At 61.4% G+C, this 24209-nt stretch carries 25 protein-coding genes and 4 pseudogenes; 16 read left to right on the top strand and 13 right to left on the bottom strand.

What is annotated here, in order from left to right:
- Positions 1-23: 23 nt before the first annotated feature.
- Positions 24-149 carry a hypothetical protein gene (locus OKW39_RS34680; protein WP_279613318.1) on the bottom strand — a complete coding sequence of 42 codons (126 nt, stop codon included), beginning with the start codon at positions 147-149 and terminating at the stop codon, positions 24-26.
- 11 nt (positions 150-160) lie between these two features.
- A complete protein-coding gene (locus tag OKW39_RS34675) occupies positions 161-355 on the bottom strand; it encodes a hypothetical protein (RefSeq protein ID WP_429564688.1) in 195 nt (64 codons plus the stop codon).
- A 680-nt stretch (positions 356-1035) separates the two neighbouring features.
- On the opposite strand from OKW39_RS34675, the gene OKW39_RS34670 reads away from it, so the two are divergent.
- A complete protein-coding gene (locus tag OKW39_RS34670) occupies positions 1036-1653 on the top strand; it encodes a dihydrofolate reductase family protein (protein ID WP_429564687.1) in 618 nt (205 codons plus the stop codon).
- Between the two features lie 36 nt (positions 1654-1689).
- On the opposite strand, the gene OKW39_RS34665 is transcribed toward OKW39_RS34670, so the two are convergent.
- A complete protein-coding gene (locus OKW39_RS34665; RefSeq protein WP_429333283.1) occupies positions 1690-2634 on the bottom strand; it encodes a LysR family transcriptional regulator in 945 nt (314 codons plus the stop codon).
- Between the two features lie 173 nt (positions 2635-2807).
- Between OKW39_RS34665 and OKW39_RS34660 the strand changes: the two genes are divergently transcribed.
- Positions 2808-4025, top strand: a complete 1218-nt coding sequence (locus OKW39_RS34660) for an FAD-dependent monooxygenase (protein WP_184030174.1) — start codon at positions 2808-2810, stop codon at positions 4023-4025.
- 446 nt (positions 4026-4471) lie between these two features.
- Here the strand turns inward: OKW39_RS34660 and OKW39_RS34655 are convergent, their stop codons facing one another.
- The gene (locus tag OKW39_RS34655) at positions 4472-4807 is read right to left on the bottom strand and encodes a hypothetical protein (RefSeq protein ID WP_429564686.1); all 336 of its coding nucleotides are present in this window, start codon (positions 4805-4807) and stop codon (positions 4472-4474) included.
- 265 nt (positions 4808-5072) lie between these two features.
- On the opposite strand from OKW39_RS34655, the pseudogene OKW39_RS34650 reads away from it, so the two are divergent.
- A pseudogene (locus OKW39_RS34650) lies at positions 5073-5803 on the top strand (TIGR03118 family protein).
- A gap of 150 nt (positions 5804-5953) precedes the next feature.
- Here the strand turns inward: OKW39_RS34650 and OKW39_RS34645 are convergent.
- Positions 5954-6256 carry a VF_A0006 family four-cysteine protein gene (locus OKW39_RS34645; protein ID WP_090807787.1) on the bottom strand — a complete coding sequence of 101 codons (303 nt, stop codon included), beginning with the start codon at positions 6254-6256 and terminating at the stop codon, positions 5954-5956.
- Between the two features lie 85 nt (positions 6257-6341).
- Positions 6342-7079, bottom strand: a complete 738-nt coding sequence (locus tag OKW39_RS34640) for a transporter substrate-binding domain-containing protein (RefSeq protein WP_429564685.1) — start codon at positions 7077-7079, stop codon at positions 6342-6344.
- A gap of 305 nt (positions 7080-7384) precedes the next feature.
- Here OKW39_RS34640 and OKW39_RS34635 point away from each other — a divergent pair, with 305 nt between their 5' ends.
- From OKW39_RS34635 to OKW39_RS34610, 6 genes and pseudogenes are all read left to right on the top strand, one after another.
- Positions 7385-7966 carry an RNA polymerase sigma factor gene (locus OKW39_RS34635; protein ID WP_176078998.1) on the top strand — a complete coding sequence of 194 codons (582 nt, stop codon included), beginning with the start codon at positions 7385-7387 and terminating at the stop codon, positions 7964-7966.
- Between the two features lie 12 nt (positions 7967-7978).
- Positions 7979-8287 (top strand): hypothetical protein, encoded by a 309-nt coding sequence (locus tag OKW39_RS34630; RefSeq protein WP_429333286.1) that lies wholly within the window; start codon positions 7979-7981, stop codon positions 8285-8287.
- Between the two features lie 2 nt (positions 8288-8289).
- On the top strand, positions 8290-8586 hold the full coding sequence (locus OKW39_RS34625) for a 4Fe-4S binding protein (protein ID WP_429564684.1): 297 nt from the start codon (positions 8290-8292) through the stop codon (positions 8584-8586).
- Between the two features lie 74 nt (positions 8587-8660).
- Entirely contained in the window at positions 8661-9377 is a 717-nt protein-coding gene (locus tag OKW39_RS34620; protein WP_429364578.1) for an O-methyltransferase, read from the top strand.
- Between the two features lie 55 nt (positions 9378-9432).
- Positions 9433-9609 (top strand): annotated as a pseudogene (locus OKW39_RS34615) (DinB family protein); the annotation flags it as partial.
- Positions 9606-9959: pseudogene (locus tag OKW39_RS34610) on the top strand (alpha/beta fold hydrolase); the annotation flags it as partial. The pseudogenes OKW39_RS34615 and OKW39_RS34610, both read left to right, overlap by 4 nt.
- 11 nt (positions 9960-9970) lie before the next feature.
- Here the strand turns inward: OKW39_RS34610 and OKW39_RS34605 are convergent.
- Complete coding sequence (locus tag OKW39_RS34605) at positions 9971-10582, bottom strand: TetR/AcrR family transcriptional regulator (protein WP_429564683.1); 612 nt, start codon at positions 10580-10582, stop codon at positions 9971-9973.
- A gap of 349 nt (positions 10583-10931) precedes the next feature.
- Here OKW39_RS34605 and OKW39_RS34600 point away from each other — a divergent pair, with 349 nt between their 5' ends.
- On the top strand, positions 10932-11636 hold the full coding sequence (locus tag OKW39_RS34600; protein ID WP_184004977.1) for an SDR family oxidoreductase: 705 nt from the start codon (positions 10932-10934) through the stop codon (positions 11634-11636).
- On the top strand, positions 11611-12021 hold the full coding sequence (locus OKW39_RS34595) for a hypothetical protein (RefSeq protein ID WP_429565476.1): 411 nt from the start codon (positions 11611-11613) through the stop codon (positions 12019-12021). Before OKW39_RS34600 ends, OKW39_RS34595 begins: the two co-directional genes overlap by 26 nt.
- Positions 12022-12056: 35 nt before the next feature.
- Here the strand turns inward: OKW39_RS34595 and OKW39_RS34590 are convergent, their stop codons facing one another.
- Positions 12057-12401: a DoxX family protein gene (locus tag OKW39_RS34590; RefSeq protein WP_184061499.1), complete on the bottom strand. Its 345-nt coding sequence runs from the start codon at positions 12399-12401 to the stop codon at positions 12057-12059.
- A gap of 2 nt (positions 12402-12403) precedes the next feature.
- On the bottom strand, positions 12404-13327 hold the full coding sequence (locus OKW39_RS34585; RefSeq protein ID WP_429333290.1) for an NAD-dependent epimerase/dehydratase family protein: 924 nt from the start codon (positions 13325-13327) through the stop codon (positions 12404-12406).
- 131 nt (positions 13328-13458) lie between these two features.
- Between OKW39_RS34585 and OKW39_RS34580 the strand changes: the two genes are divergently transcribed.
- From OKW39_RS34580 to OKW39_RS34565, 4 genes are all read left to right on the top strand, one after another.
- The gene (locus OKW39_RS34580) at positions 13459-14064 is read left to right on the top strand and encodes a TetR/AcrR family transcriptional regulator (protein WP_429564682.1); all 606 of its coding nucleotides are present in this window, start codon (positions 13459-13461) and stop codon (positions 14062-14064) included.
- A gap of 126 nt (positions 14065-14190) precedes the next feature.
- The gene (locus tag OKW39_RS34575; protein WP_184061502.1) at positions 14191-14328 is read left to right on the top strand and encodes a hypothetical protein; all 138 of its coding nucleotides are present in this window, start codon (positions 14191-14193) and stop codon (positions 14326-14328) included.
- 111 nt (positions 14329-14439) lie between these two features.
- Positions 14440-14757 (top strand): hypothetical protein, encoded by a 318-nt coding sequence (locus OKW39_RS34570; RefSeq protein WP_090807765.1) that lies wholly within the window; start codon positions 14440-14442, stop codon positions 14755-14757.
- A 69-nt stretch (positions 14758-14826) separates the two neighbouring features.
- A complete protein-coding gene (locus tag OKW39_RS34565) occupies positions 14827-15078 on the top strand; it encodes a DUF1488 domain-containing protein (protein WP_018425166.1) in 252 nt (83 codons plus the stop codon).
- Positions 15079-15362: 284 nt separating this feature from the next.
- On the opposite strand, the gene OKW39_RS34560 is transcribed toward OKW39_RS34565, so the two are convergent.
- Together OKW39_RS34560 and OKW39_RS34555 are read right to left on the bottom strand one after the other, a co-directional pair.
- Complete coding sequence (locus OKW39_RS34560; protein ID WP_429564681.1) at positions 15363-19148, bottom strand: autotransporter outer membrane beta-barrel domain-containing protein; 3786 nt, start codon at positions 19146-19148, stop codon at positions 15363-15365.
- A 603-nt stretch (positions 19149-19751) separates the two neighbouring features.
- The gene (locus OKW39_RS34555; protein WP_429564680.1) at positions 19752-20663 is read right to left on the bottom strand and encodes a CHAD domain-containing protein; all 912 of its coding nucleotides are present in this window, start codon (positions 20661-20663) and stop codon (positions 19752-19754) included.
- A 241-nt stretch (positions 20664-20904) separates the two neighbouring features.
- Between OKW39_RS34555 and OKW39_RS34550 the strand changes: the two genes are divergently transcribed.
- Positions 20905-21273: an NUDIX hydrolase gene (locus tag OKW39_RS34550; RefSeq protein WP_090807757.1), complete on the top strand. Its 369-nt coding sequence runs from the start codon at positions 20905-20907 to the stop codon at positions 21271-21273.
- 69 nt (positions 21274-21342) lie between these two features.
- On the opposite strand, the gene OKW39_RS34545 is transcribed toward OKW39_RS34550, so the two are convergent.
- Both OKW39_RS34545 and OKW39_RS34540 read right to left on the bottom strand, forming a co-directional pair.
- The gene (locus OKW39_RS34545) at positions 21343-22584 is read right to left on the bottom strand and encodes a cystathionine gamma-synthase family protein (RefSeq protein ID WP_429564679.1); all 1242 of its coding nucleotides are present in this window, start codon (positions 22582-22584) and stop codon (positions 21343-21345) included.
- 190 nt (positions 22585-22774) lie between these two features.
- Positions 22775-24152 (bottom strand): annotated as a pseudogene (locus tag OKW39_RS34540) (IS4 family transposase).
- Positions 24153-24209: the final 57 nt, after the last annotated feature.

Genomic DNA, 24209 nt, shown 5'->3' with positions numbered 1-24209 from the left:
GGCGCTTCGGAACCCCCACAAGCTCAGCCTCGACCTTGCCCCAAAGCCGCGCCAGCCTTCGAATAGCCAGCGCTCCGTTGCGCCGGCCGCGTGACCAGCCAGATCCCCCCGCATACGAGCACCAGCGCGACGAGATTCTTCAATTCCATGATGTTCTCGTTCAGACATATCGCGGATAGCAAAAGGTGAACGCAAATTCAAACAGACCGCCGCCAAAATTGACGACCATCACGCCGACGAATCCCAGCAGGCATCCAAGTGCCTTGCGTGGCGAGACCTTGTCGTTCTTGTAGATGAAATGGGCAAGCAGCGCACTGAAGAAGGTCGTTGTCGTTCTTGTAGATGAAATGGGCAAGCAGTGCACTGAAGAAGGTCGTTGTCGAATTCAGGATCGAACCGCGAACGCCGGTCGTGTAGGCGAGACCGCACGAACCGGTAGCCTGCGAAGATCAGCTTTGAAGGAATATCGTTTTGCGTGATTCCGAGCAACGCATAGCCAATTTTAATTGCCGGGTACGAACTGCCCCACAGCAGGTAGCATACGGTCGCCACAACGACGAGCACTTTCGGTTGGGTGAATAACCGCGCGGAATCGCGCGATCCGGTCGTTGCTGAAGGTACGGACATGTTTCTGGCGATCTTGTCTTTGTGCACTGTGTGGGCAGGCCACAGCAGTGCTTTTTTTGTAATGTCGGGCAGATGCGGCTGCTTCGCGTCTTGCCACGCGTCGCACGGGCACGCCAAATACGGCCGCTGAAACCCATCGGCCATCGAACGAAATGCCACGGGCGACCGGACGTTACGCCGGCTGCTATGTCCGCATCACTGTGTCGGGCGATCTTCCGACCATGCGCTGGCGAGTGGTGCGCACCTTCACACCTGCGGCGCAGGCACCCGTGGGTCCAGTCATTGTGCGCCGACCGGGCGATGCTCGCTCACGCGGCTTCGCCCGGTGCGGACGTCGATTGTCGATCCGCACGCGACTCGTTCGTCGTATAGATGGAACCGATCAGGTTCATCGCCCAGGAGCACATCATGCGCAAGCACATCGTTTCCATGTTCCTCAGTCTGGATGGCGTCGCTCAATCCCCCGGCGCGCCCGAGGAGGATGCCAGTGGTGATTTTCGTTTGGGTGGGTGGATCGTCCCTTACGCCGACGAAACGGTCGGCGCAAGTGTGCATCATCTGCTCGCACAGCCGTTCGAGTTGCTGCTAGGGCGTTGCACGTACGACATATTCGCGTCTTATTGGCCATATGTACCGGCCGATTCACGCAACCGCGACATGGCCGACCAGTTCAATCAGGTCCGCAAGCGCGTGGCCACGCATCGATCCGATGCGCTCGGTTGGCACAACAGTCATGCGCTGAACGGAGACCTTGCCGACGCGATACGCGCGCTGAAACTTCACGACGGTGCCGATCTATTGACGTTCGGCAGCGGCGACATCGTGCGCCAACTGCTGGCGGCGGGCCTCGTGGATGAACTCCAACTCCTGATTTATCCCGTCATGCTCGGGCACGGCAAACGCCTGTTCGGCAACGACGCGCAAGCGTCCGCCTTCAGGCTGGCACACGCGACGAGCACCCCCGGCGGCGTGCTGATCACGCGCTACACCCGCAACGGCGAAGTCCGAACCGGAACGTTCGAGTAAGCGCGAAGCTTCCGATCGACGCTTACAAACGGAGGCCTATTTCTTCCTCACGTCCCGCGCTCGCCTGCCACCCGCCACGGTATCGGCGAACAGGTCGATCACGACCTCGCGCAGCCAGCGATTGCCTTCATCCTGATGGACGCGCTCGTGCCACAACAAATGGATCGGCGCGGCGGGCAGCGTCATCGGCAGCGCGCGCAGGCTGAGCGAGAACGGCGTGGCCAACTCCAGAGCGAGGCGCTCGGGCACCGTGGCGATCAGGTCGGTACGTTGCAGGATGTAGCCGACGCTCATGAAGTGCGGCACCGTCAGTCGCACCTGACGCCGCACGCCGCGCCGTTTCAGCCACTCGTCCACTTGACCGTGGCCGGTGCCGGCCGACACCACCACCAGATGCTCGGCTTCGCGCCACGCGGAAAGCGTGAGCGGCGCGTCCTCGAGTGGGTGAGCGCGCCTGAACAGACAGACGTAGTGCTGATCGAACAGACGCCGCTGATAGAAACCCCCCTTCAACTGCGGCAACAGACCGATCGCCAGGTCGACCCGGCCGTCGGCCATTTCGTTGCTCAGATTGACGCTCGTATTGCGCACCGTATTCATCGCGATGCCTGGCGCGACGCGCGACAATCGTTCCAGCAATGCGGGTAAAAACACGACTTCGCCGATGTCGGTCATACCGATCGTCATCGTACGGATCTCGCGCAGCGGATCGAAGCCCGTCACCGGATTGAGCGCGGCGTGCAAGGTGGCGAGCGCCTGCGAGACCGGTTCCGCGAGACGCAGCGCGAACGGGGTAGGCACCACGCCGCCCGGCGCCCGCACGAACAGCGGATCACCGAGCAGGCGGCGCAGCTTCGCGAGCGCATTGCTGACGCCCGGCTGGCTCATGTTCATTTGCTCGGCGACGCTCGCCACGCGCCGCTCCTGCATCAGCCGCTGGAACAGCAGCAGCAGGTTGAGATCGAGATCGCTCAGTTCCATGGTCTCGGCATGACCTAAGGTCATTCATTTCAGTGATGAAGTAGATTCATTTCATCTTATTGAGCAATGATCGTCTAGTGCTGAAAATACCAACACGGTATCCGCATGCGACGCGCCGGGCGCGCGTTCCAGAGTGGCCCGAATCGATAAACCCGCAAATCGGAGACACAATCATGAACCGGATGGATCTGAGCATCGCGATCGTCGGCGCCGGCATCGGCGGCCTTACGCTGGCGCTCGCACTACGCGAACATGGCATCGATGCGCAACTCTACGAGCAGACCGATGAGTTGCGCGAAGTGGGCGCGGCCGTCGCACTGTCGGCCAACGCGACGCGCTTTTACGAGCGCATGGGGCTACGCTCCGCGTTCGAAAACGTGTGCGCCGAAGTACCCGGGCTCATTTATCGTGACGGCCGCAGCGGCAGCGTCATTGGACATCATCGCGGCATGCCCAGCTATCGCGAGCAGTTCGGTGGCTCGTACTGGGGCGTTCATCGCGCCGATCTGCAGGCGGTGCTGTCGAAGGCAGTTGGTCTCGAGCACATCGAGCTCAGCCATCGCCTGGTCGATCTCGTGCAGCATCCCGATCGCGTGAGTCTCGCGTTCGACAACGGTCGGCGCATCGATGCCGATCTCGTGATCGGCGCCGACGGCGCACGCTCGATCACGCGGCGCTGGATGCTCGGCTACGACGACGTGTTGTATTCCGGTTGCTCGGGCTTTCGTGGCATCGTGCCGGCCGAGCGCATGGACCTGTTGCCCGATCCGCAGACGATCCAGTTCTGGGTCGGGCCCGGCGGCCATCTGCTGCATTATCCGATCGGCGACAAGGGCGATCAGAACTTCCTGCTGGTCGAGCGTCATCCGTCGCCGTGGCCGTCGCGCGACTGGGTCATGCCGTCGACCGAAGGCGAGCAGCTGCGCCTGTTCAAGGACTGGCATCCGGCCGTCGTGCAGATGATCACGGCCGTGCCGATCAGTCAGCGCTGGGGCCTGTTTCACCGTCCGCCGCTTGGCCGCTGGAGCAAGGGCCGCGTGACGCTGATCGGCGATGCCGCGCATGCGCTCGTGCCGCATCACGGCCAGGGCGCCAACCAGTCGATCGAGGATGCCGTGGTGCTGGCCGCGCAACTCGCCAAGGCGGGCCCGGGTAAGTGGCGGGAAGCGCAGGAAGCCTACGAGCGTCTGCGCCGGGGCCGCACGCGCAAGGTGCAGTACGCGTCGATCAGCACCGCGGACGTGTTGCATCTGCCGGACGGCCCCGCCGCGCAGGAACGCAACGCGCGGCTAGGGGCGCGCGACAGCATGCTGCATCACCTCGACTGGATTCACGATTTCGATGCGCTCGCGCAAGAGCCGAGCGCGCGACAAGGCGGCACGTGGCTTTGAGCCTCTCCATGAGGCTTCAATAGGGAGGCGGTGGGCCGCATGCTCATGCCAGGCGCCTCTCTCCAGCCACTACGCGTCACATGCAACCCATTGACCGAGCTTCGATTGCCCAAACTGGCATCGATATTGTGAAAAATGGGTTCGCGTGTGACGGCCATACGCTCCTGCACGGCATCGAGTGACCGGCAACGCGCGGCCTACCCGGCTCCGCGGCTTCCGATGCGAGCCGTAAATCCTGGAGTTCATGCGTTGCCTGGAAACCCGGCGCGTAATTCCCGGTGGAGAAATGTCGAATAGCGACAGCATGGAACCGCGTAGATCGGTCGTATTAGCTAGCGCCTGTTATCCGGGAAACTGCGCGCCGGTCGCAATTGCACCTATGTCGCTGCGATCGCAGCCCTTTGTGCTTGCGCTGATTCGCGGCTGACGGTCATTTCTACCAGCTGTCAATGGCCGGTAGCGGCTGGCGACACCACGCTCGGGGTCGCCAGCGTGTTGTTGCTCTTGGGAGCGGCGGTGGTGTCAGACGTCGAGCTGCTATTGCTGCTCGGCAGGCCCGAGTTCGGTGCCTTGGCGCCCATGCCGCTGTCCGAGTTGGTGGTGCCTGGCATGCCGTAGCCGCCCGTCGTTGTGCCGTTCATCTGGTTCGACGGACTAGCCGTGCTGCCACCTGTACCGGTCGAACCGCTGCCGCTCTGGCCTCCGGCCGCCTGCGCAAAAGCGCCGCCCGACAGCGAGAGTGCGGCGACGGCCGCGACTAGTGTGATGGTTGCCTTGCTCATGATCCGCCCCTCCTTAATTGGACTGGAAGATAGACGCAGACAGTTGCCGCCTGCGCTACAGCAATGTCGCAAACAGCGTGCCGCGTGCTTTTGTAGGTAGCGAAGCGATCGGCGGCGCACCGAGTGGCGGTCGTGGGGCGACTCCAGCCATTGGATGGATCGCACGAGATCTGCCGCGAAATAAGCCGCTCTCCGCCGGAATAAATCCCGCGCCGTTCTCGTTCATTGACCGTTAGGTCCTTTGCGCAGAACAAGGAGTGCGGTCATGAAGTCTCTACTCGCTCTATTCGGCGTCGTTGCATGCGGCGCGGCCGTCGCGACTCTGATGTCATGTGGCGGCAGTGGCTCGAGTTCGAGCAGCGCGAGCCCATCCGTCCAGTCGTCATTCGCAGCGACGGCCCTCGTATCCGATGGCGCGGTGCCCGCTGCACACACCGACGCTAATCTGAAAAACCCTTGGGGCGTGGCCTTCAATCCCAAAGGTTTCGTCTGGGTCGCGGACAACGGCACCAACGTCGCGACGCTCTATGACGGCAATGGCGTGCCGCAATCGCTGGTCGTCACGAGACCCGACGGCAAGAACGGCTCCGCATCGCCCACGGGCATCGTTTTCAATGGAACACAAAGCTTCCGCGTCACGGAAAACGGCAAGTCTGGAGTCGCTGCGTTCATCTTCACGGGCGAAGGCGGCACCATCACCGCCTGGGCACCGCCGTAGGGCCGACCAATGCGTTCAACGCGTCGAGCGGTCAGTCGATGGGACAGATCAATGGACCGAACGGCAGTCCGATCGTCGAGCTGGGCGCGTGGGGCATCGCGTTCGGCAACGATCTCAGCAATCAGCCTTCCAGCACGCTCTTCTTCGCGGCGGGGCCGAATGACGAAGCCGATGGCGTCTACGGAAGAATCGATCTGAATACGACGTCGAGCTCAGGTACGAACACGGGCACGAACACCGGCACAAGTGCGGGCGGCGAAATGAGCATTGGAATGTAGCGCTAAGCGCGCAATTGAGAAGCGCCGCTCTTGATGCGAGAGCGGCGGTATTGCTTATGCGGGGCGATGTGCGCCTGAGCAGTGCGTGTGATGATCGTCACATCCACGCGTGGTTGAGCACCAGCGATGTCAGGTCCTGACTGCCCTGACTCACATCTGATTCTGACGCCGGCATGCCCGCAATATCTGCTGAACCGCAAATGCCCCTCGCACGGTTTGCACATTCTGCAGCACACACACGTGATACGACTTTTCCCGCGGCAGAAGCAGTGCGCCATTTCGGTAAAGCGCGTTGCACGAATCGCTAATCACGCGTGCCGCGAAAGTGCTCTGGCTATTTCCTAGCGAACCCAGAATGCATTGATCGTAGTCTGGATTATCGGTGCCGAGCGCCAGAGCCGAAAGCGGCGTGGCGAGTGCGGTCGACAGAAGCAGAGAGGCGGGCTTGATCATGAACGTGGGCGAGACCCTCAAGGGATATAGCGGTGGGCAATCGTAGCATTTTGCGGTTCGGTGCAGGACCTGGCCGACGCCCGTCTTATACTCGACCCGCGAGAGCGGGATCGATCTCGTTGTATGTCAGACCGAATTCCGCCATGCGAGCACGATGATCTGGCGAGCCCAGATATGAACGAAGGGCTTTGTTTACCGCATGGATCAGATCGCTGTTACTTCTATTGAACGAGAATGCCCCGAGCGGAGGCTTCTGCTGCTTGCCCTTCGTTCCCGGTTCGTGCTCGATAGCCTCGAGCATTGAGCCTCCGATCCGGTTCGCAATGATCCGATTCCCCAAGGCCGTGCTCGCATACGCATCGACGGCGCCAGAGAGAACCGCTTCGACAGCGTCGGCCTGATGCTCGAAGACGACTATTTGGTCCTCGCTTACGCCAGACGCTTTCGCTGAGTCGTGCTGCACCTGTCCGGCTATGATGCCAAGGCGCGCATCAGCGCGTTTGGCAAGCGACACGTAGCTGTCGAGCGCTTTCGGGTTTCCAGTCCGAACCAGAAAACCGTCTGCGATCCCCCATACCGGGACGCTGAACGCGACCATATTGGCGCGTTCGCGTGTGACGAACAGCGGAACGTTCATATCCCACCTGCCTGCTTCAACGCCGGGCAGGAGTTCACTAAACGACGTCAGATGATGCTCGATCCGGGCTACGCCGATCGCCCGAAGAACCGCGTTGGCCAGATCGATGTCAGCGCCCGTGGGGGTACTATCTGGTTCCGTCCAACCGAACGGGGGTTCTTCGATGTACGCAATCGTTACCTTCATCGCTGTGTCTCGCCAATTGGGAACGGCCATCAAATGCCGGGCCGAATGTTGACGATTCTACTTACATGCGCGGTTGTCGTTGCGGCGGCTCTCTCTGAAACGAACGCGGTTATGCCTGGATCGGGTGTCGGTCTTATGGACGTTGGTTGGATTGCGCGGCATCGCTACGGAAACGCACCCACGTCTTCCGGTCAATCAATGGTCACAACCCTGTCACGCACTGCCTCAAGCGAACCGGCAGTTGCTCACGGAAAGATTTTTCGCGCTCACCACAATATTCGCGCTCCTGAAACGTCTTCAGGCGCATGGAACCGCCACCCACCTCGCACCCGATGACCGACCGAGACAGCGACATCACCGCGACCGTGGTGCGTGAGCGCACGAGGCTCGTCAATTTTATCCGGCGTCGAATACGCGACCCGGACGACGCCGAAGACATCCTGCAGGATGTGTTCCACGAATTCGTGCAGGCTTACCGGCTTCCCGCTCCGATCGAACAGGCGAGCGCGTGGCTTTTCCGTGCCGCGCGCAATCGCATCATCGATCGTTTTCGCAAGAAGAAGGAGCAACCGCTGACCGATCTGTCGGAGGCCGAGGACGAGACCACCGGTGAGTATCGCCTCGACCTCGCCCTGCCGGCGCACGATGCAGGCCCCGAAGCGCTTTACGCTCGCGCTGTATTGCTCAAGGCCTTGCAGGATGCGCTCGATGAGTTGCCGCCGAATCAACGTGAGGTATTTATCGCGCACGAGTTGGAGGGGCGGCCCTTCAAAGACATGGTGGCGGAAAGCGGCGTCACGCTCAATACGCTGCTTGCGCGCAAACGCTACGCGGTCTTGCATCTGCGAGCCCGACTGCAGGCCATTTATGACGAACTGGATATATAGAGGAGTCGAGGGATGAAGTTTCGAATCAGATATGTGGGCAAAGCGCTGCTGGTGGTGGTCGCCATAGCCGTGCTCGGATGGGTGGTCATGACGCTATGGAATTGGGTGATTCCGGCGCTATTCGTTGGCGCCCGTGCGATCGACTTCGCGCACGCGTTGGGCTTGCTGGTTTTGAGCCGCATCCTGTTTGGCGGATTCCGCGGACACGGCGGCTGGCGCGAACGGCGTCACTGGCGCAAATGGGAAGCGATGACGCCCGAAGAACGGGAGCATTTCCAGACGGCATGGCGATCGGGCCGCGACCGGCGCGCGGGAGATTGAACATGCGCGAGAAATCAACGGACGACTGCAAACAGAAGCCGGGCGTGATTGCGCCAGTCGTCGACCTGAAACGTTGCGAAGGCAAGGGCGATTGCCTGGAGGTCTGCCCTGCGAATGTGTTTGAGATCCGGCGCATCGATGACGTCGATTATCTCAGCCTCGATTTGATGCACCGCCTCAAGCTACGCGTGCATGGAATGAAAGTCGCCTACACACCGAACGCGTACGCCTGCCGGTCGTGCGGTCTTTGTGTGACGGCGTGCCCTGAACGCGCGATTAAGCTCGTCAGAACGGCATAGCGTTACGCGTTTTAAGAAAAGCGCAGGCCGCCTGGCGCCGTGGTCAGTATTATCGATCTCCTCAAGGAGCGCACATGGCTTCATCAACCACGGATCTTCTGCGACAGCTTCACGAACAGAGCCAGACAGAAGTGATAGCCCGCGCACAGGCGCAATTTCAGGTATCGAGCGAGGAGTTTCTGAGTCTCGCGGAGGAATACGAAACGCTCGTACCTCGACTCCGTGGACGGTTTCTCGAAACGCTCGGGCTATCGAGCGAAGATTTCGAATTCTCGCAAGGCACTGCTCTATCGTTAGCCGTGTCAGCGGAAACGGGACGGTTCTTACGCAACATGGTGCTTTCGCACAAGCCGGCCCGAATCCTCGAGCTCGGCAGTTCCTGCGGCGTGTCCACGCTGTATTTCGCCGAGGCCCTTCGCACGTTAGGCAGTGGGACGGTTGTAGCGACTGAACTCGATGCTGTTAAGTGCGCACAACTTCGGGCCCACGTCAGAACGGCGGGCGTAGACGCTTATGTTGACCTGCGGGAGGGCGATGTATTCCAGACAGTTGCCGGACTGGACGGCACTTTCGACATGGTGTTTATCGACGTCTGGGCCAACACCTATCTGAATCTGTTCAAGCAGATTGAGCGCCTGCTACGCCCGGGATCTATCGTTCTCGCCGACAACATGTACACCGCCGAGGACGCCGTTCGGCCATACAAGCACTACCTCGACGACGATCCGCGCTTTTCGACCACGACGCTGGACTTTGAATCAGGGGTCGAATTTACAGTCGTCGTGTCATAGGCTGACGAAGAGTGGACGCCGTCCAGAATCCGGTTCATGTGCCATTCAATCTGGGTTGCGAGCGGAGCAGCTTATGCGTTGCGGGCTCCGCGATGGTGTGCGGCGCATGACTCTCGAAGAACTCGTGCGTGAGTTACTTGGCCACGATCGGACTCATTTGCTTGAACTCGAAGAACTTGATGACGAACTGAAGAAAACCGAAACACGTCCAAAGAGAGGACGACCGATATGAAGAACGACCCGCCCGTCATTTTCATTCACGGCTTCATGGGAACCTTGGACGTATGGCAATACGAACCCAAGCACGCCTCCCCCGATTTGCTCGGCTATGGAGAGCATCGGTCCGTCCCGTTCGAGCAGATTTCCTTACCCGCGTAGGTCGAGGATATCCGCGGGTTCGTTGACGCACGCTTCGGAGCAAGACGTGTTGATGTCGTTGGTCACTCGATCGGCGGATCGATCGCGATGCTGTTTGCACACGCATATCCAGGATACGTCCGCCGGATTGTCAATGTTGAAGGCAACTTCACGTTGGACGCCCCCCGCCGACCTACGCATTCCCACGCAGGGCCCCCGGGGCCGCAGGCGGCGTATCAGCGATCCGACCTGCTGCGGCGCCCGCTGTCCGGCGTGACCGGGTCGTCGAGCGCGTCGACGAGCGTGCGCCGCCCCGCGTCGAGGATTTCGTCGGCGAAGGCCGGATCGGCGCCTGCGATCGCACGCGACAGCACGAGCGCCCCGACCATCTGACTGAACGCTGCAATCGCATCGCGACGGGTTTGTTCCGTCGTCGCGCCTTCCGTGGCGATCATGGCTGCAAGCCGGTCGAGATACGCGGCGAGGCCGCGCGCGTAGGACGCACGCGCCGCGTCGGTCATCCGCGGAGCGTCGCCAGCGAAGCCGGACAGCGGGCACCCTGCTGCGACGTTGTCGCGGTGCGAGGCGGACAGGTAGCGTGCCGCCTGCTTCCCCAGGCTGCCGCCGTTTGGCGAATCCGCGTAGTCTTGCATCGCCTTTTCCATGACCGCGGTGACCAGCGCATCCTTCGACTTGAAGTGGTTGTAGAAGCCGCCCTGGCTAAAACCGGCTTCCTTCATCAACTCCGTCAGCCCCACGGCATTGACTCCGCGTACCCGGAAAAGCCGCTCGGCGGCCGCGACAATCGCGCTGCGGTTCTCGGCGGCCTGCTGTCGTGACACCCCCATCGATCTCTCCCTTATACAAGCGATCGCGTCGATTGAAAAACACAATGTCGATCACCATTGACATACTCGAATTACGTCGACACAATGCGCCATAAGACGATGGTGATCGACATTGAGATGAGTGTAGCCGACTTTCGCGCACAACGCGAAGCAACGCCGGCGTGGCACGGATGGCAGTCCAGGTCCATCGCGGTTCTTTGATGCCGGCGGGCGGCGGGCGGCGGGCGACCGACGTTGGCGCCGTTCGGCGGCGCAACGATTCGGTACGCAAGGGCAGGTTTGTTTTCTCCGGATTTCACGCGCGCTGCGAACCGGCGCACATGCGATTCATCATGCGAAAGGATGAGATATGAAGATCGAAGGTGCTGTTGTTTTCGTGACGGGTGCGAACCGCGGGCTTGGCCTTGAGTTCGCGAAGCAGGCGCTCGAAAGAGGAGCGCGCAAGGTCTATGCGGGCGCGCGCGATCCGGCCAGCGTAACGCTGCCGGGCGTCGTGCCCGTGAAGCTTGACGTGACCGATCCGGCGGCCGTGGCCGCTGCCGCCGACGCGGCGGGCGACGTCACGCTTCTGATCAACAACGCGGGCATCGCGCGGCTCGGCAGTCTGACGGACGACGGCGCGCTCGACGCGTTACGCGATCACTTCGACACCAACGTGTTCGGGATGCTGTCGATGTCGCAGGCGTTCGCGGGTAACCTTGCCGGCAACGGCGGCGGCGCGATCCTGAACGTTCTGTCTGTTGCGAGCTGGATAAACCGGCCGATCCTCGCGGCTTATGGCGTGTCGAAGTCGGCCGCGTGGGCGGTGACCAACGGCCTGCGTCACTCGCTGCGCGAGCAGCACACGCAGGTGGTCGGGCTGCATGCCGGTTTTATCGATACGGATCTGACGCGCGGGCTGGAAGTGCCGAAGGCGACGCCGGCCGACGTCGTGCGTCAGGCATACGACGCGATCGAGGCAGGGGCGGAGGAAGTGTCCACCGACGAGTTCACGCGGCAGGTGAAGGCCGGGTTGTCGGCAGGCGTCTATCTCGACGCTCCGGCGCCGCACTGAAGGCGCCGGAGCCCGCTCGTCGCGCGCGGGCATCTGGACGGAAAAGCAGGTCGCGGGCTGGAAGGAGGTGACCTCTGCGGTTCACGCAGCCGGCGGTCTGATCGTCTCCCAGTTCTGGCACGTCGGGCGACTCTCCGATCCCATCTTCCACGCCGGCGATATGCGCCACGAATGGCCGGTAGTGGCCGCGCGCTGCCCCATGCATGAGGGACCGTTTCCCGTGGCACGTAAAGCGGCGATCTGCGGCAGGCGACCCGGAGCGCCCAGCCATCGCTACAAAAAGCGCAAGCATGACGCACGCGATCAAACTGGAGTTGCTCCAGTGCAGCTATCCGTGCGCGTATTTCAAGTACCTGCAGCACGGATTGCCCGCACGGGCTGTTAGCGTCCCGGGCTCACTCGCCTGGTGGCAAGGAAGCCTCAACCGCGGACCGCCGCAGTAACCACAATGAGAGCCGAGAAGATCAGCGCCGGGGCGAGATGCCGGAACGGTTCCCGATTTCGTAGCAACGTGAAGAGCGCACCGATCATGATCGCACCGGCCAGGGTTAGGCCTAAGACTCTGGTTTGTCGTCCAGCAAGAAGTGCCGCACTCAACAACTCGAGAGCGCCACAGAGCCACTGAAACCATGCCGGATAACCCCAGCGTGCGAAGTCGCGCTTCACCGCGCCGGGTCTTGCGAGATTGACCATCCCAGCAACCGCGAACAGAACCGCTACGATCGTCGCGAGGATCGATTCTAAAGACGCACTGTTCCACACCATCGTCATGCTCCGTTGATTTGCTGAAAGTGTTTTTGTGCAGAGAGGTCCGCAATCAGGCCGGGGCCATGGGGCTCCCACGCAAGAACTCGGCGGGCATGCTGGCCGCTTACTGTCTGGTCGAGCGCCAGTGCGTCAGCGAACAGTCCAAGCGATTTGCGAGCATCGTCGAGCGACCAGAGTTCGACGCGATCGGCGCCGACCGAGGCCCGAATCGCTTCACCCATTTCGGCAACGGCAACGGCATCTTCCGCGACCACGTTGAAGATCTGTCCCGCGACCCGACCGTCCCCGCTTGCCGCCTGCTCCACCGCGCTCAGGTAAGCCGTGGCGAGATCGTCGACGTGAACGGCAGGCCAGTGATCGCGACCATCGCCGACGACCCTCACACTGCCGGTCTGACGGACCATCCCGGCAAGCATGCCGAAGACGCCACCGCCGTAGCCGTGCACCATCGCCGGCCTGAGAATCACTGCGGCAATCGAGCGGCTCGCCGCTAGCGCCCGCACATGTTGCTCCACTGCGGGCCGCCAGGCGATGAGTGGTGTCGGGTTCAGCGCCGAAGCTTCAGTCGCGGGCTCGCCCTCCGTATTGCCGTAGACCCAGGTGCCCGACGTATAGACAAACGCCGCGCCCGGCTGCAAATGCGAAAGCATCGCTACAGCCGCAGCCTCATCAACGGCACCGGCGGAAGCATCATTGGTCGACGCCATGTGCACCACGCCCTCGGCGGCCCCGGCAGTCGCAGCGAAAGACTGTGGCTCACGCAGGTCGCCGGAATGCAGTTTCACGCCGAGATCTGCCAGCGCGCTGGCAGCAGCCGACCTGTCCTGGCGCACCAGCGCCGTCACCTGATGGCCGCGGCTGATTGCCTTGCGCGCGACCGCTTGCCCGATGTAGCCAGTACCACCTGTCATGAACAGTTCCATAGCGTTCTCCTCGATGATTGCCTGCGAAGTTGATAAAGTCACACGAACGAGACTTATCGGTCTCGTTTTGACCAATCTAAACGAGACTGACCAGTCTTGTCAACTACTCGGCGATCTGTTATTTATCTGGGATGAACACGCCCTCTCTCCCCGACCTGAGCCCGCTGCAACGCCGTAAGCGGTCCGCCATCCTCGAAGGCGCGAGAACCGTTTTTTTAAGCCAAGGTTTCGGCCTGGCAACAATGGACGATGTCGCCGCGGCCGCTGGCGTCGGCAAACAGACGGTCTACCGCCACTTCAAGTCGAAGGAGGCGCTCTTCGTTGGTCTGGTGAGTTCGATGTGCGCTCAGGTGGGTGGACTTCTTGCCGGGGCTCAGGACGAGCAACCCGATGGATCACCCGAAGTCGAGTTGCACGAGTTGGGGTGGTTGCTGGCACGAAGCCTTATCGTGCCGGATTACCTGCGGCTTTACCGGGCCATCGTCGCTGAGGCCGAGCGTCTTCCGGAACTCGGCCAGGTGTTTTACGAAAATGGCGCAAAGGTCGTGCGTGCCTTCGCGGCAAAAATTCTGCGAAAGCGATTTGACGAATCGACTGCTGTATTGCGGGCAGCGACATTCGTTCAGTTGGTGCTAGGCGACGCGTATCTGGAACTGTCAATTGGCTACACGGTGCCCGATGTTGAAGCGCGCTTTGCGCTGCAGATTGACGAGGCCGTGGCGGCGGCACTTCGCTAAAATGGGCCAACCCTGTCAGTTTTCCGCGTAGCGACACTCCACATCAGTTCATTTTGACGCCGCGACCAAACTAAGCGCGTATGCTGGGAATACCACCTTGTCACGCAACGCACCAGGAGCAACACCATGGCCAAGAGTCAATTACGCAGCACTCGCGAAGCGAAAAAGCCCAAGCAACCCGCGAAGCCGTCAGTGCCGGCAAAGCCGTTCAGCACGGTTCGTTCGCGGGTTGCGAACGAAGGTGTCGCCAAGAAGAAGACGTAAATCGGTTGGCCGCGGACACGCGGCACAGCGATCACATGCAACTTGTAACGTTCACCGCAGTAAAATTGATATCTCCACATTGAAGGCGCAAACCGCTTCGGGAGGTGCATCATGATCCATCACCACTCGGACCCCACTTTTCGTGGGCTTCCGCTCACGGCCGAGCAAGACTCGGAAATTCGTCATTACCTGAACAGGAAGGCCAAGCTGGGCAAGCCATGGAATACTCCCGAGCTGCGCGGGATGCTTGAGGACATGCTGCTGCCGCCAAGTACCGAAGACGACAGCGAGAGCGATATTCCGGGCGACGCGTCGAGCGCCGCTGAGCGCGCAGCCGCGTTCGTCGATCAGGACATGGAACCAATCGAGGCGTATGAGGAATTGCATGCCGCGATGGAAGCCGAAAGCATGAAAGGCGATCCGCACTAGCGGGAGCGCTCCGCGCAGGTAGTTAGCGTGCAACCCGGTCCATCTGAGGCGTAGAACGAAGGACGACACATGGCACTCAGTTTTTCCAACCCCAGCCGCAGCTATGATGGGATCAGGCATGGCGTGTGGTTCTGGGGATACGACAAAGCACGCGAGATTACCTTCTTTGTGGAAGACCGCGTACTGAAGCATTTCGACTCCGCCCTCGGTACTGACGAAGCGGAGGTGCTGGCCTCCTTCGACCGGAATCGCAACGAGATCCTGAAGGTCGCCATGACCCTCTATGCCGAGGGGCCGCAGACTCTCTACACGCTGCACTGAAGCTTCATCCGGTCACCCATGCTGAATGAGTTGATCCAGTTCAGGCGATCAACGCGTTTTCATACAGGCTCGATCCGCTGCTGCCCGTCGACGGCTTCCGCATCCTCAGGCTGTTTTTGATGCACTTCGGCCAGTCTCCGGGGCGATCGCTGACGACTTCTCGACCGTAGTCGACTCTTGATATCAGGACCGGCAAGGCAGTTATAAGTCTCCTTTGCCTGCCTACATTTGTGCATCCACGACCTGGAAGGTCGGGATGCAGGACACCTTGCACTTTAGAGGCCCTACCATTGGTAGCGCACGCCGAGATCGCCCGCGACGCCACTACGGCGGACATTGCTGTCTCCACTCACGGCAAACTGGTAGCCGAACTGTCCGTAAAGGTTCAGCCGCTCCTTGAGCCTGGCGGTGACACCGCCGGCGAGCTCCAGTCGCGTGGCCTGCACATTCAGCGGCACCCGGTCATTGGCGAAGGTCGTGGTGGCCTCGGCATTGAAATCCCGCCACAGGTTGGCACGCACATACGGCTGCCACACCGCTCCCTGGCTGCCTTCGATGGTCCACTTCCCGCGCACGCCGAGGCGGCCACTCGCGCCCGAAGTGGAGCCGAGGGAGACTTCACCCAGACCATCGTTCGCGTCGGAAAACGACACGTGCTGCCAGATGATCTGCGCCTGCGGCTCCAGCTCGAAACCCGGGCCGAGCGGCAGCGGGATCGGATAGCCCCCCTCGAGTGATGTCGCGAAGCCCGTACCCCGGACCGGCAGATTCGCAAACTGAGTGGTCGCGGCGCCGTCGTAGTGCGTACCCTGCACAACCGCATCGACATACCAGCCACTGGGGCCGTAGTCCGTCCAGTAGCCTCCGCCTGTATATGCATTCAGATGCATTGAGCCGGTGTGCTCCAGCGTGTATCCGGTTGCCGCTGCGTTGGTGACCAGGCCATCGACATCTGCACTGCCGTAGCCGTATGCAAAGTAGACGCCTGCAGCGTCGCGATGACCGGGCCAGACGCTTCCACGCCATAGGTCGAGACCGGTCTGCACGCCTCCGACTCCGCCGCTCACGCGCGGATCGGTGTAAGCCTCGTAGCGGTTGTCGATCTGGCCGCCGAACACGCGTCCCCAGGCGGAGCTTGCCCAGCCCGAGCCGCCCGCGCCGCCGCTCTCCGTCGTGAGCGTGTCGCCGATGCGCTCATGGAGCGTCCCGAGCATCTCTACACCCATCTGCCGGGCGACCGGTTGAACTACGCCATAGGTGGCCAGTTCCGGCCCGATGATCGGGTAGACGCCTGGCGGCAGCGGATCCGGTGGGGGCTCGGTGCCAGGTCCAGTTTCCGGTTCCTCTTCGCTTCCCCCCGGTGGGGGCGGCACGACGAACGACGAGCGCAGAAACCAGTCCTCGGGATTGCTGCTGTTGACGCCACCGCGAAACAAACGATAGTCTTCGGCGCCACCGCGCGCCTCGCCGACGAGCGAAAAGGCGTCCGACGCCGTGGTGCCACCGTTGGTTGTCTCGACGACGAGAATGCCGTTCCCCGTCGTCAATCCACCGGAGCCGCCTGCGTTCGTGATACGTACGGCTGAAGGGTCAGCGCTGCCGCCGTTGATGATGAGTCTGTCCGACGGCGAGCCATCCAGACCGAGGAACGTGCGCAGCGCGAGCGTGCCGCCGGCACCCACGAAATTTTTGACAGTCATCGCACCGAATTGCCCTGCCGGGAGCCCGAAGCCCGGCTCAACCGTTCCGGCATTGGTGACGGTGTTCAAGTCCGTTCCTGTACCGCCCAGGGTTCCGTTCGCCTCCACATTGACCGGCGACTGCAACGAGCCGGTCAGATTGAGCACGCCATCGCGAACGTTGGTCGGACCAGTAAAGGTGTTCTGGCCGGATAACGTGAGCACGCCGTTGCCGGCCTTGGCCAGTGCCCCGCTTCCGGAGAGCACGCCGGACCATGTCGCGCCCATGCCGTTGGTGTCGATGGTCGACGTCGTGCCTCCGACCAGCGTTGCGTTGACGCCTGCGCTCAGCGCCGAACCCACCACCTGTATCGTTCCTCCACCGAGATTGAATGCATAGGTGCCACCCAGATTGTTGAAGTCGCCGAACAGCGAACTTCCGCCAATCTGCAGTGTGCCGCCCGACAGGTTATACGTGCCGTTGCCGGCCGCCGCGAGGAACAGTCTCGACGTGCTGCCGATCGCAAGGGTACCGCCGGTCTGGTTGATCGTACCGGTGCCCTGGTTACCCGTGGACGTGACGTTCGAGCCGATGAACAGCGTCCCATCAGCCACGTTGAAGGTGCCGCCGCTCAGATTGAGCGTGCCGCTGCTCGGGTTGCCTTGCGTATTGCGGCCGAGCGTCATGAAGTCGGTGGTGCTGTTGCCGAATGTGACCGTTCCGCCCGCCAGGTTGTAGGTGCCCGTACCGCCCTGGTTGCCGATGTTCAGCGACACCGGCGTGCCCGGCATACCGAAGACGACGTTGCCCGCGGTCTGCGTAACCGTGCCCGTGCCGCCGAAGTCGCCGACCTGGAGCGCGGAGTTGAACGTGAGCGTGCCGCCGCTCACGTTCAACGTGCCAGACGACGTCGATCCGGGGACCTGCGTCGCGAGGGTATTGCCGAGGCCCAGCGAAAGATAGTCGATCGCGGTGCTGCCGCTGGAGACCGCTAGTCCACCGCCCACCACAAAAGCCGAGCCGCCCTGAATCCGCGCACCGTTGATCGTGAACGTCCCTGCGCCAGTCTTGACGAAGATGCCGTGCAGCGCGTCGCTCGCCGTGCCGGCATTGATGATCGTGCCGGAGAAGTTGGTGCTCGTGTTATCGGTGCCAACCACCAGTATGTTCGTGCCGTCGATCACGGTGCCGCTACCCGACAGGTTCGGCAGCGGCACGACACCCGTCGCGACCCCCGGAATCGGAGTGGTTGTGACGCCCGAAATATCGAAGGTGCCGTTGTTTAACATCCCGCTGGTCAAACTGATGCTGCCGCTTCCCGTTAGCGCCAGCGTGCCAGCGGAGATGGTCGTCATGCCGGTATAGGTATTCGCATTGGTCAGCGCGAGCACGCCGTTGCCGGCCTTGGCCAGTGCCCCGCTTCCGGAGAGCACGCCGGACCATGTCGCGCCCATGCCGTTGGTATCGATGGTCGACGTCGTGCTTCCGACCAGCGTTGCGTTGACGCCTGCGCTCAGCGCCGAACCCACCACCTGTATCGTTCCTCCACCGAGATTGAATGCATAGGTGCCACCCAGATTGTTGAAGTCGCCGAACAGCGAACTTCCGCCAATCTGCAATGTGCCGCCCGACAGGTTATACGTGCCGTTGCCGGCCGCCGCGAGGAACAGTCTCGACGCGCTGCCGATTGCAAGGGTACCGCCGGTCTGGTTGATCGTACCGGTGCCCTGGCTACCCGTGGACGTGACGTTCGAGCCGATGAACAGCGTCCCATCAGCCACGTTGAAGGTGCCGCCGCTCAGATTGAGCGTGCCGCTGCTCGGGTTGCCTTGCGTATTGCGGCCGAGCGTCATGAAGTCGGTGGTGCTGTTGCCGAATGTGACCGTTCCGCCCGCCAGGTTGTAGGTGCCCGTACCGCCCTGGTTGCCGATGTTCAGCGACACCGGCGTGCCCGGCATACCGAAGACGACGTTGCCCGCGGTCTGCGTAACCGTGCCCGTGCCGCCGAAGTCGCCGACCTGGAGCGCGGAGTTGAACGTGAGCGTGCCGCCGCTCACGTTCAACGTGCCAGACGACGTCGATCCGGGAAGAGTTGGGGCATTGCCCAGGCCCAGCGAAAGATAGTCGATGGCGGCGTCGCTGCTCGTCGCCGCCAGTCCACCGCCAATCACGAATGCGGAGCCCCCCCGGATCCTTGCGCCGTCGATCGTCAGTGTTCCGCCGCCCGTTTTGACAAACTGGCCTTGTTGCGACGTTGGATCGCTCGCAACGCCAGCATTGTTGATCGTGCCGGAGAAGCTGGTGCTCGTGTTATCGGTGCCAACAAACAGGACGTTGTTGGCGGGGGTGTCGATCGTTTCGCTCCCGGAGAGATTGGGTCGTTCAGTCACCGTCTGCTGCGCCAATGCCGGCACGGGTGCAAGGCCCATGAGCCATATGGCATGGAGGATGCAGAAAGGGTTGAGTCGCTGGTGCCGCGTCGTCAGCGGAATCGTCAATCGACCGCGCGCGCCGCCGGCCAACGTGCTTAACGATGCGCGATGAATCGTTCTTGCCGCCACGACGACCCTCCGTTACCTGCCGGTGGAAGTTTGCCAAGTCAAGCGAGCTTGACTTCGGGAGACCGACCCATCGACGTTGACTTTGGAAAGCATCTCCCCGAACAGTCGTTGCCTTACTGGTTGTGCGCACGCGATTGAGTTGTTGCCAAGTTCTGCTAAGGGTAGGTAGGCAGATTGATTTGTCAAGAATTAACCTGGAAGGCTTCGATTGCGGTCCTGTCATGCGAGTTACCAACGGCTCGCCACCCGAGAAAAGCGCCTGCGCATATCGTCGTATCCCGATTGGATCTCCGCTTTCCAGATTGCCACTGACGTTTGACTGTCCCGGCGATGCTTCCGGTGAGCGGCTCCTCGTGGCCGAGCGCAGCCGTTTACCAACCGCGCAACAACCCGGTGATACTTCGGCATCCACACAGTCAGATCGCGCCCGCCTCAGTTAGAGATGCCTCGGACCCGCCGCGATGCCTCCCGCATCCGTTGGGACTTCTGCTTTCCCAACCATTGCAGCGATTCGCGCACGACCTCGGGCGGAACCTCATTGAATGACGCGCTGCGAATCAGCGCCTCGCTTGCGGCAATGTCGTTGAACTGCCCCAGCTTGTTCTGCACGGATGTCAATTCCTTGACGGTGCGACCGTGTCCGCCTTTGATAACGGGTTGAAAAAACTCCAGCAGGTACCTCAGTTTTTTGCCTGCCTTTCGAACGTCGTGAAGATCCTGCTCGTGGGTGTCCTCGCTGCGTGCAGCGCGTCTGCTTCGCTTTTGAAGTGCACGCTGCGCTAGACGGACACGCTTCTCGGCGAACGCCTGAATGGGTAGATTGTCGCAACGCGACAGCAGTGTGGTTTGCGCGCGAAGCAGGACATCGTTCAGAAACGCCTCGACATCGTCGCTTTTGATCATCGTCCGGCTATGCACCACCGCCTGCGCGCGCTTCTCGCGCGCCGCGGCCACCAGCAGTTCGATCGAGGCGCCGGACTCCTTGGCTGCTCTCAGCAGATCGCCTGCTATGTCCCAGTCACGGGTTCGGCCTGCCACGGCCGCAAGACGCTTGAATTCTTCGGTGGCTTGCGCAGTCGATTCCTCTCCGAGGTATGGAGAGTACGCCCAGTACAAAGCCCGAAGCTTTCTGAAAGCGACGCGAAGCTGATGAAACCCTTCTGCATCGCTCTGCGTGGATAGCTCTCTTGCCCTTTGCACGGCTTCGGCCACCACTGGCGCCGCCAGCGACGAGAAGGTACTGGCGATGGAACTCGTTTTTGAAAGTGATGAACCGGCCGTCCGGCGGTTGACTTTGAAGAGAGTGTTTGGCCGTGGCAAGGACCAGTCACCATCCATATCCATTGCAGCCTCGAGTCGGATAGAAATTCATTTGCCGAGACCTTACCATAGCGACCCTCGAGCGCCGAGATTGTGACGCGGTGATGACATACATTAAGCTGCCGCGCGTCCGCTGTCCTCGTTTCGAAACATTACCGCCTTCTGCTGTTCTGTATTAGGATGCTCAACTATGTCTGGCAACGCCCGATACGCCGCCGTGTGGTGCGCGTCTTGAGAGCATCTGGGGCATAAGTGGGAGTTCGGTTTGAAGAAACGCGCCACCGTGATCTGTCGCAGAGGTAAGCGAATCCTTCTGGTCGCACGTAGTCAAGCAAAGTGGGCTTTACCGGGCGGGATCCTCAAGCGTGGAGAACATCGCACGGACGCCGCACTTCGGGAACTCAAGGAAGAAACTCAACTATCCGGTAAGTCGGCCAAGCATCTCTTCGACTTCCGTGGCAAGCAGAAGCACCATCACGTGTTTTCCTGCGAAATCCCGAATCGGGCCAAAGCTCGCCCGAGTAACGAAATATCCAGGTGTCGCTGGGTTCACATGGACGAGATCCGTCGCCTCATGACCAGCGGGCCGACGACCGATATCGTGAAGCTCATGTATCAGCGGCGCAGGAAGTAGCCCAGACCTTCAACTGATCAAGCGAGGCCGGCGCACCAGCCTCGTTCAGAATTTCGAAAGCCCGAAAAACTACGCCGCGAACTTGAGCGCCTGTGCGAAATCCGCAATCAGGTCGTCGATATCCTCGATGCCCGCGGACAGCCGCAGCATGCCGTCTGAAATGCCCATCGCCTTGCGCGTTTCCGGCCCGGCTTCGAAAAAGATCGTCGGCGCGACGGGAATGATCAGCGTGCGCGTGTCGCCGAGACCGGTCGCCTTGACCGGCAGCTTGAGCGCGTTGACGACTTCGACCATGCGATCCACGTTGAGTAATTCGAACGACAACAGCCACGACGCGCCCTTGAACAGCGTCTGTGCGATCTCGTATTGCGGATGGCTCTCCAGGCCGGGATAGAACACGTTGCCGATCGCTTCGTGCCCTTCGAGAAACTGCGCGAGCGCGAGCGCATTGTCGCTACTTTGCTTCACGCGCAAGGCGAGCGTTTCCGCGCCCATCGCGATCGAGTGCGCCTGCTCGGACGACAATGCCGCGCCCATGTCTCGCAGGCCTTTCTTGCGGATCTGCAGCAGCCCCTGATCCTTCGCCGCCGAACGCCGATAGTCGTCGGCGATGTTCGGATACGCGCTCCAGTCGAACAGACCGGTATCCGTCACCGCGCCGCCGAGGGCCGCGCCATGACCCGCGATAGTCTTCGTCAGCGAGTTGATGACGAGGCTCGCGCCGACCGCCTTTGGCTTGAACAATGCGGGCGAGGTAATCGTGTTATCGACGAAGTACACGATGCCGCGCTCACGGCACACGTCACCGATACCTTGCAGGTCGGGAATCTGCGTGCCCGGATTCGCGATGGTTTCGACGAACACCATGCGCGTATTCGGCCGGATTGCGTTCTTCACGTCGTCGACGTTGCACGCGTCGACGGTCGTGACTTCGACGCCGAGCCCCCGCAACGTGCCGAACAGACTGTTGGTGTTGCCGAACACGTAACGGCTCGACACGAGATGATCGCCCGCGCGCAGCAGCGTCAGGAACGTCGCGGTGATGCCGGCCATGCCTGTGCTGAAGCAGACCGTGCCGACGCCTTCTTCGAGGCTGGTGATCTTGCGCTCGAGCGCGGCGGTGGTGGGCGTGCCTTGCCGTGCGTAATTGAAGCCGCCTTTCTTCGTGCCCTGGAACACGCCGATCAGGTCCTCGACGCGCTCGAAACCATATTGCACGGACGTATGAACTGGCTGACGCAAGGCACCGTGCTCCGTGCCCGCAATTCTGTCGCCGTGAACGATGCCAGTGGTGAAACCTTGCTTGTCCATTCCTTCTCCGCTTTTTTAGATCGATTGCTTCCAACCGATTATCACCTGTAACCGCTCGCCGGCGAAGTCCTTGGCGTCCCGTCCGGCGGCGCGGGACACCCCGAATGGGCAAAACCCGCTCCGCGATGTCGCGCTGCGGGGTTGACTAGCCTCGGTGGCACGAACAGGCTCTAAGTCGAATGGCACTTACTTAAGCCCGTGGAGCGTGCCCATATTTTTGGACGCGCTCACGTGCGATGTGACGAGGCTCTTTCAGCCAATGGGTAGGACTTCGGTCTTCGTTTGCGCATTCGTGGTTCGATGCGACCGGGGCGACTCCCAACGCAAGACTGCGTGATCAGGTTGAACAGGAGACTCTGGTTGTGAGTTGCCGTCAGACCTCTGGCCAGCCATTCAGTCCATAACTGCACCGTGTGTTTGAAACTCAGTGTTCTCGGGTCAGTGGCATGGTGACTGGCGGCCTGAGCCATCAGCAGCCGAATCACGTTGTAGGCCAGCAGATGGACCCAGATCTCCTTTTCGTTCATGTGGGCAGTCTGGCAATGCAGCACATCCATGCCCATCGTCGTCTTGATGTTACGTAGATCCAGTTCCACGTTCCAGCGCCTGGCGTACAACTGCGAGAGGTCCTGTTTGCTGGTCTTGCGTGCATCAAGCATCGTGGTGACCAGCACCCGGTGATGCAGCCTGGACTCGCGCACCATCAGTTCATCGGGTAAGGCCTGGTACTGCTCATGCGTCATCCAGTCGGGACGCTGCCGGGGTTTGGGCCACGTCACAATGTGATCGCGCGTGCCCAGGGACCGGCCTCGCCGAAAGTCGGTGCGGCGTGCCCCATGCTGTTCCATCACGACGTCCACCCCGGCGGCGATCATTGAGGCCATCAGAAAGTAGTGGCAGTACAAGGCATCGGCGACGATCACGTCACCTTTGCGAAACGTGCCTTGCAGCATGCGAAACGCCGTCAGCTCCCCGCTGCCTTTGCCCGCGTAAGTTCCGACCGCCGACTCCAGTACTGCGCCGCTTGCCAGACAGATCACCGCAACCAGATAGGCCAATGGAAAGCCCACTCCTTCGGCCTGAGCACTGGACTGCGGGAAACGGGCCTGGTTCGACGGCGTATCGGGCATCGAGATCCCGGTGCCGTCAACCAGCTTGACCGGGCGCCCGCGCCACTTCCAGGCAGGCTCGGCCTGCTCATGCAGTTGGCGCCCCGTCTCGCGCGCCAACTCCCGCACCATCGTCAGCGGCAGTCTCTGGCGAGCGCGGCAGTAGCCTCCCGTACGCACACTCATGGGCCGCAGCCCGTCGGCAGCTCGCTGCGCCGCCCACCCGTTGACTGCCTTCTGACAGGAGGCGTCCTCTTCCAGCGCCTGGCGCATGAACATCGACAGTGTCACCGTCGGCGGATACAGCCGTTCCCGATGTTCTGGCAAATACGCTTCCGTTATGCCCAACAGCCCCGGGCTCGTCAGTATGTTGAAGTAGTCTACCGCCTGGGCCCTGCACGCCCGGCTTTGAACCCTGCTTCGTGTTTGCCTGTGATGACTTCGTGCATTACGATCCATGGGGGCTGATCTTTGGAATGAGACGGTGTTTGCCTGGTAACAACCATCGTATCAATC

Source organism: Paraburkholderia sp. MM6662-R1 (genome assembly GCF_050436245.1).
Taxonomy (GTDB): Bacteria; Pseudomonadota; Gammaproteobacteria; order Burkholderiales; family Burkholderiaceae; genus Paraburkholderia; species Paraburkholderia tuberum.
Note: the sequence above shows the minus strand (reverse complement) of the source record. Positions and strands in the feature narration are given on the sequence as shown.

What these genes read in the sequence shown, in the direction of transcription:
- OKW39_RS34680 (WP_279613318.1), bottom strand. Translation starts at nt 149, where the DNA reads ATGGAATTGAAGAATCTCGTCGCGCTGGTGCTCGTATGCGGGGGGATC.
- OKW39_RS34670 (WP_429564687.1), top strand. Translation starts at nt 1,036, where the DNA reads ATGCGCAAGCACATCGTTTCCATGTTCCTCAGTCTGGATGGCGTCGCT.
- OKW39_RS34665 (WP_429333283.1), bottom strand. Translation starts at nt 2,634, where the DNA reads ATGGAACTGAGCGATCTCGATCTCAACCTGCTGCTGCTGTTCCAGCGG.
- OKW39_RS34660 (WP_184030174.1), top strand. Translation starts at nt 2,808, where the DNA reads ATGAACCGGATGGATCTGAGCATCGCGATCGTCGGCGCCGGCATCGGC.
- OKW39_RS34655 (WP_429564686.1), bottom strand. Translation starts at nt 4,807, where the DNA reads ATGAGCAAGGCAACCATCACACTAGTCGCGGCCGTCGCCGCACTCTCG.
- OKW39_RS34645 (WP_090807787.1), bottom strand. Translation starts at nt 6,256, where the DNA reads ATGATCAAGCCCGCCTCTCTGCTTCTGTCGACCGCACTCGCCACGCCG.
- OKW39_RS34640 (WP_429564685.1), bottom strand. Translation starts at nt 7,079, where the DNA reads ATGAAGGTAACGATTGCGTACATCGAAGAACCCCCGTTCGGTTGGACG.
- OKW39_RS34635 (WP_176078998.1), top strand. Translation starts at nt 7,385, where the DNA reads ATGGAACCGCCACCCACCTCGCACCCGATGACCGACCGAGACAGCGAC.
- OKW39_RS34630 (WP_429333286.1), top strand. Translation starts at nt 7,979, where the DNA reads ATGAAGTTTCGAATCAGATATGTGGGCAAAGCGCTGCTGGTGGTGGTC.
- OKW39_RS34625 (WP_429564684.1), top strand. Translation starts at nt 8,290, where the DNA reads ATGCGCGAGAAATCAACGGACGACTGCAAACAGAAGCCGGGCGTGATT.
- OKW39_RS34620 (WP_429364578.1), top strand. Translation starts at nt 8,661, where the DNA reads ATGGCTTCATCAACCACGGATCTTCTGCGACAGCTTCACGAACAGAGC.
- OKW39_RS34605 (WP_429564683.1), bottom strand. Translation starts at nt 10,582, where the DNA reads ATGGGGGTGTCACGACAGCAGGCCGCCGAGAACCGCAGCGCGATTGTC.
- OKW39_RS34600 (WP_184004977.1), top strand. Translation starts at nt 10,932, where the DNA reads ATGAAGATCGAAGGTGCTGTTGTTTTCGTGACGGGTGCGAACCGCGGG.
- OKW39_RS34590 (WP_184061499.1), bottom strand. Translation starts at nt 12,401, where the DNA reads ATGGTGTGGAACAGTGCGTCTTTAGAATCGATCCTCGCGACGATCGTA.
- OKW39_RS34585 (WP_429333290.1), bottom strand. Translation starts at nt 13,327, where the DNA reads ATGGAACTGTTCATGACAGGTGGTACTGGCTACATCGGGCAAGCGGTC.
- OKW39_RS34580 (WP_429564682.1), top strand. Translation starts at nt 13,459, where the DNA reads ATGAACACGCCCTCTCTCCCCGACCTGAGCCCGCTGCAACGCCGTAAG.
- OKW39_RS34575 (WP_184061502.1), top strand. Translation starts at nt 14,191, where the DNA reads ATGGCCAAGAGTCAATTACGCAGCACTCGCGAAGCGAAAAAGCCCAAG.
- OKW39_RS34570 (WP_090807765.1), top strand. Translation starts at nt 14,440, where the DNA reads ATGATCCATCACCACTCGGACCCCACTTTTCGTGGGCTTCCGCTCACG.
- OKW39_RS34565 (WP_018425166.1), top strand. Translation starts at nt 14,827, where the DNA reads ATGGCACTCAGTTTTTCCAACCCCAGCCGCAGCTATGATGGGATCAGG.
- OKW39_RS34555 (WP_429564680.1), bottom strand. Translation starts at nt 20,663, where the DNA reads ATGGATATGGATGGTGACTGGTCCTTGCCACGGCCAAACACTCTCTTC.
- OKW39_RS34545 (WP_429564679.1), bottom strand. Translation starts at nt 22,584, where the DNA reads ATGGACAAGCAAGGTTTCACCACTGGCATCGTTCACGGCGACAGAATT.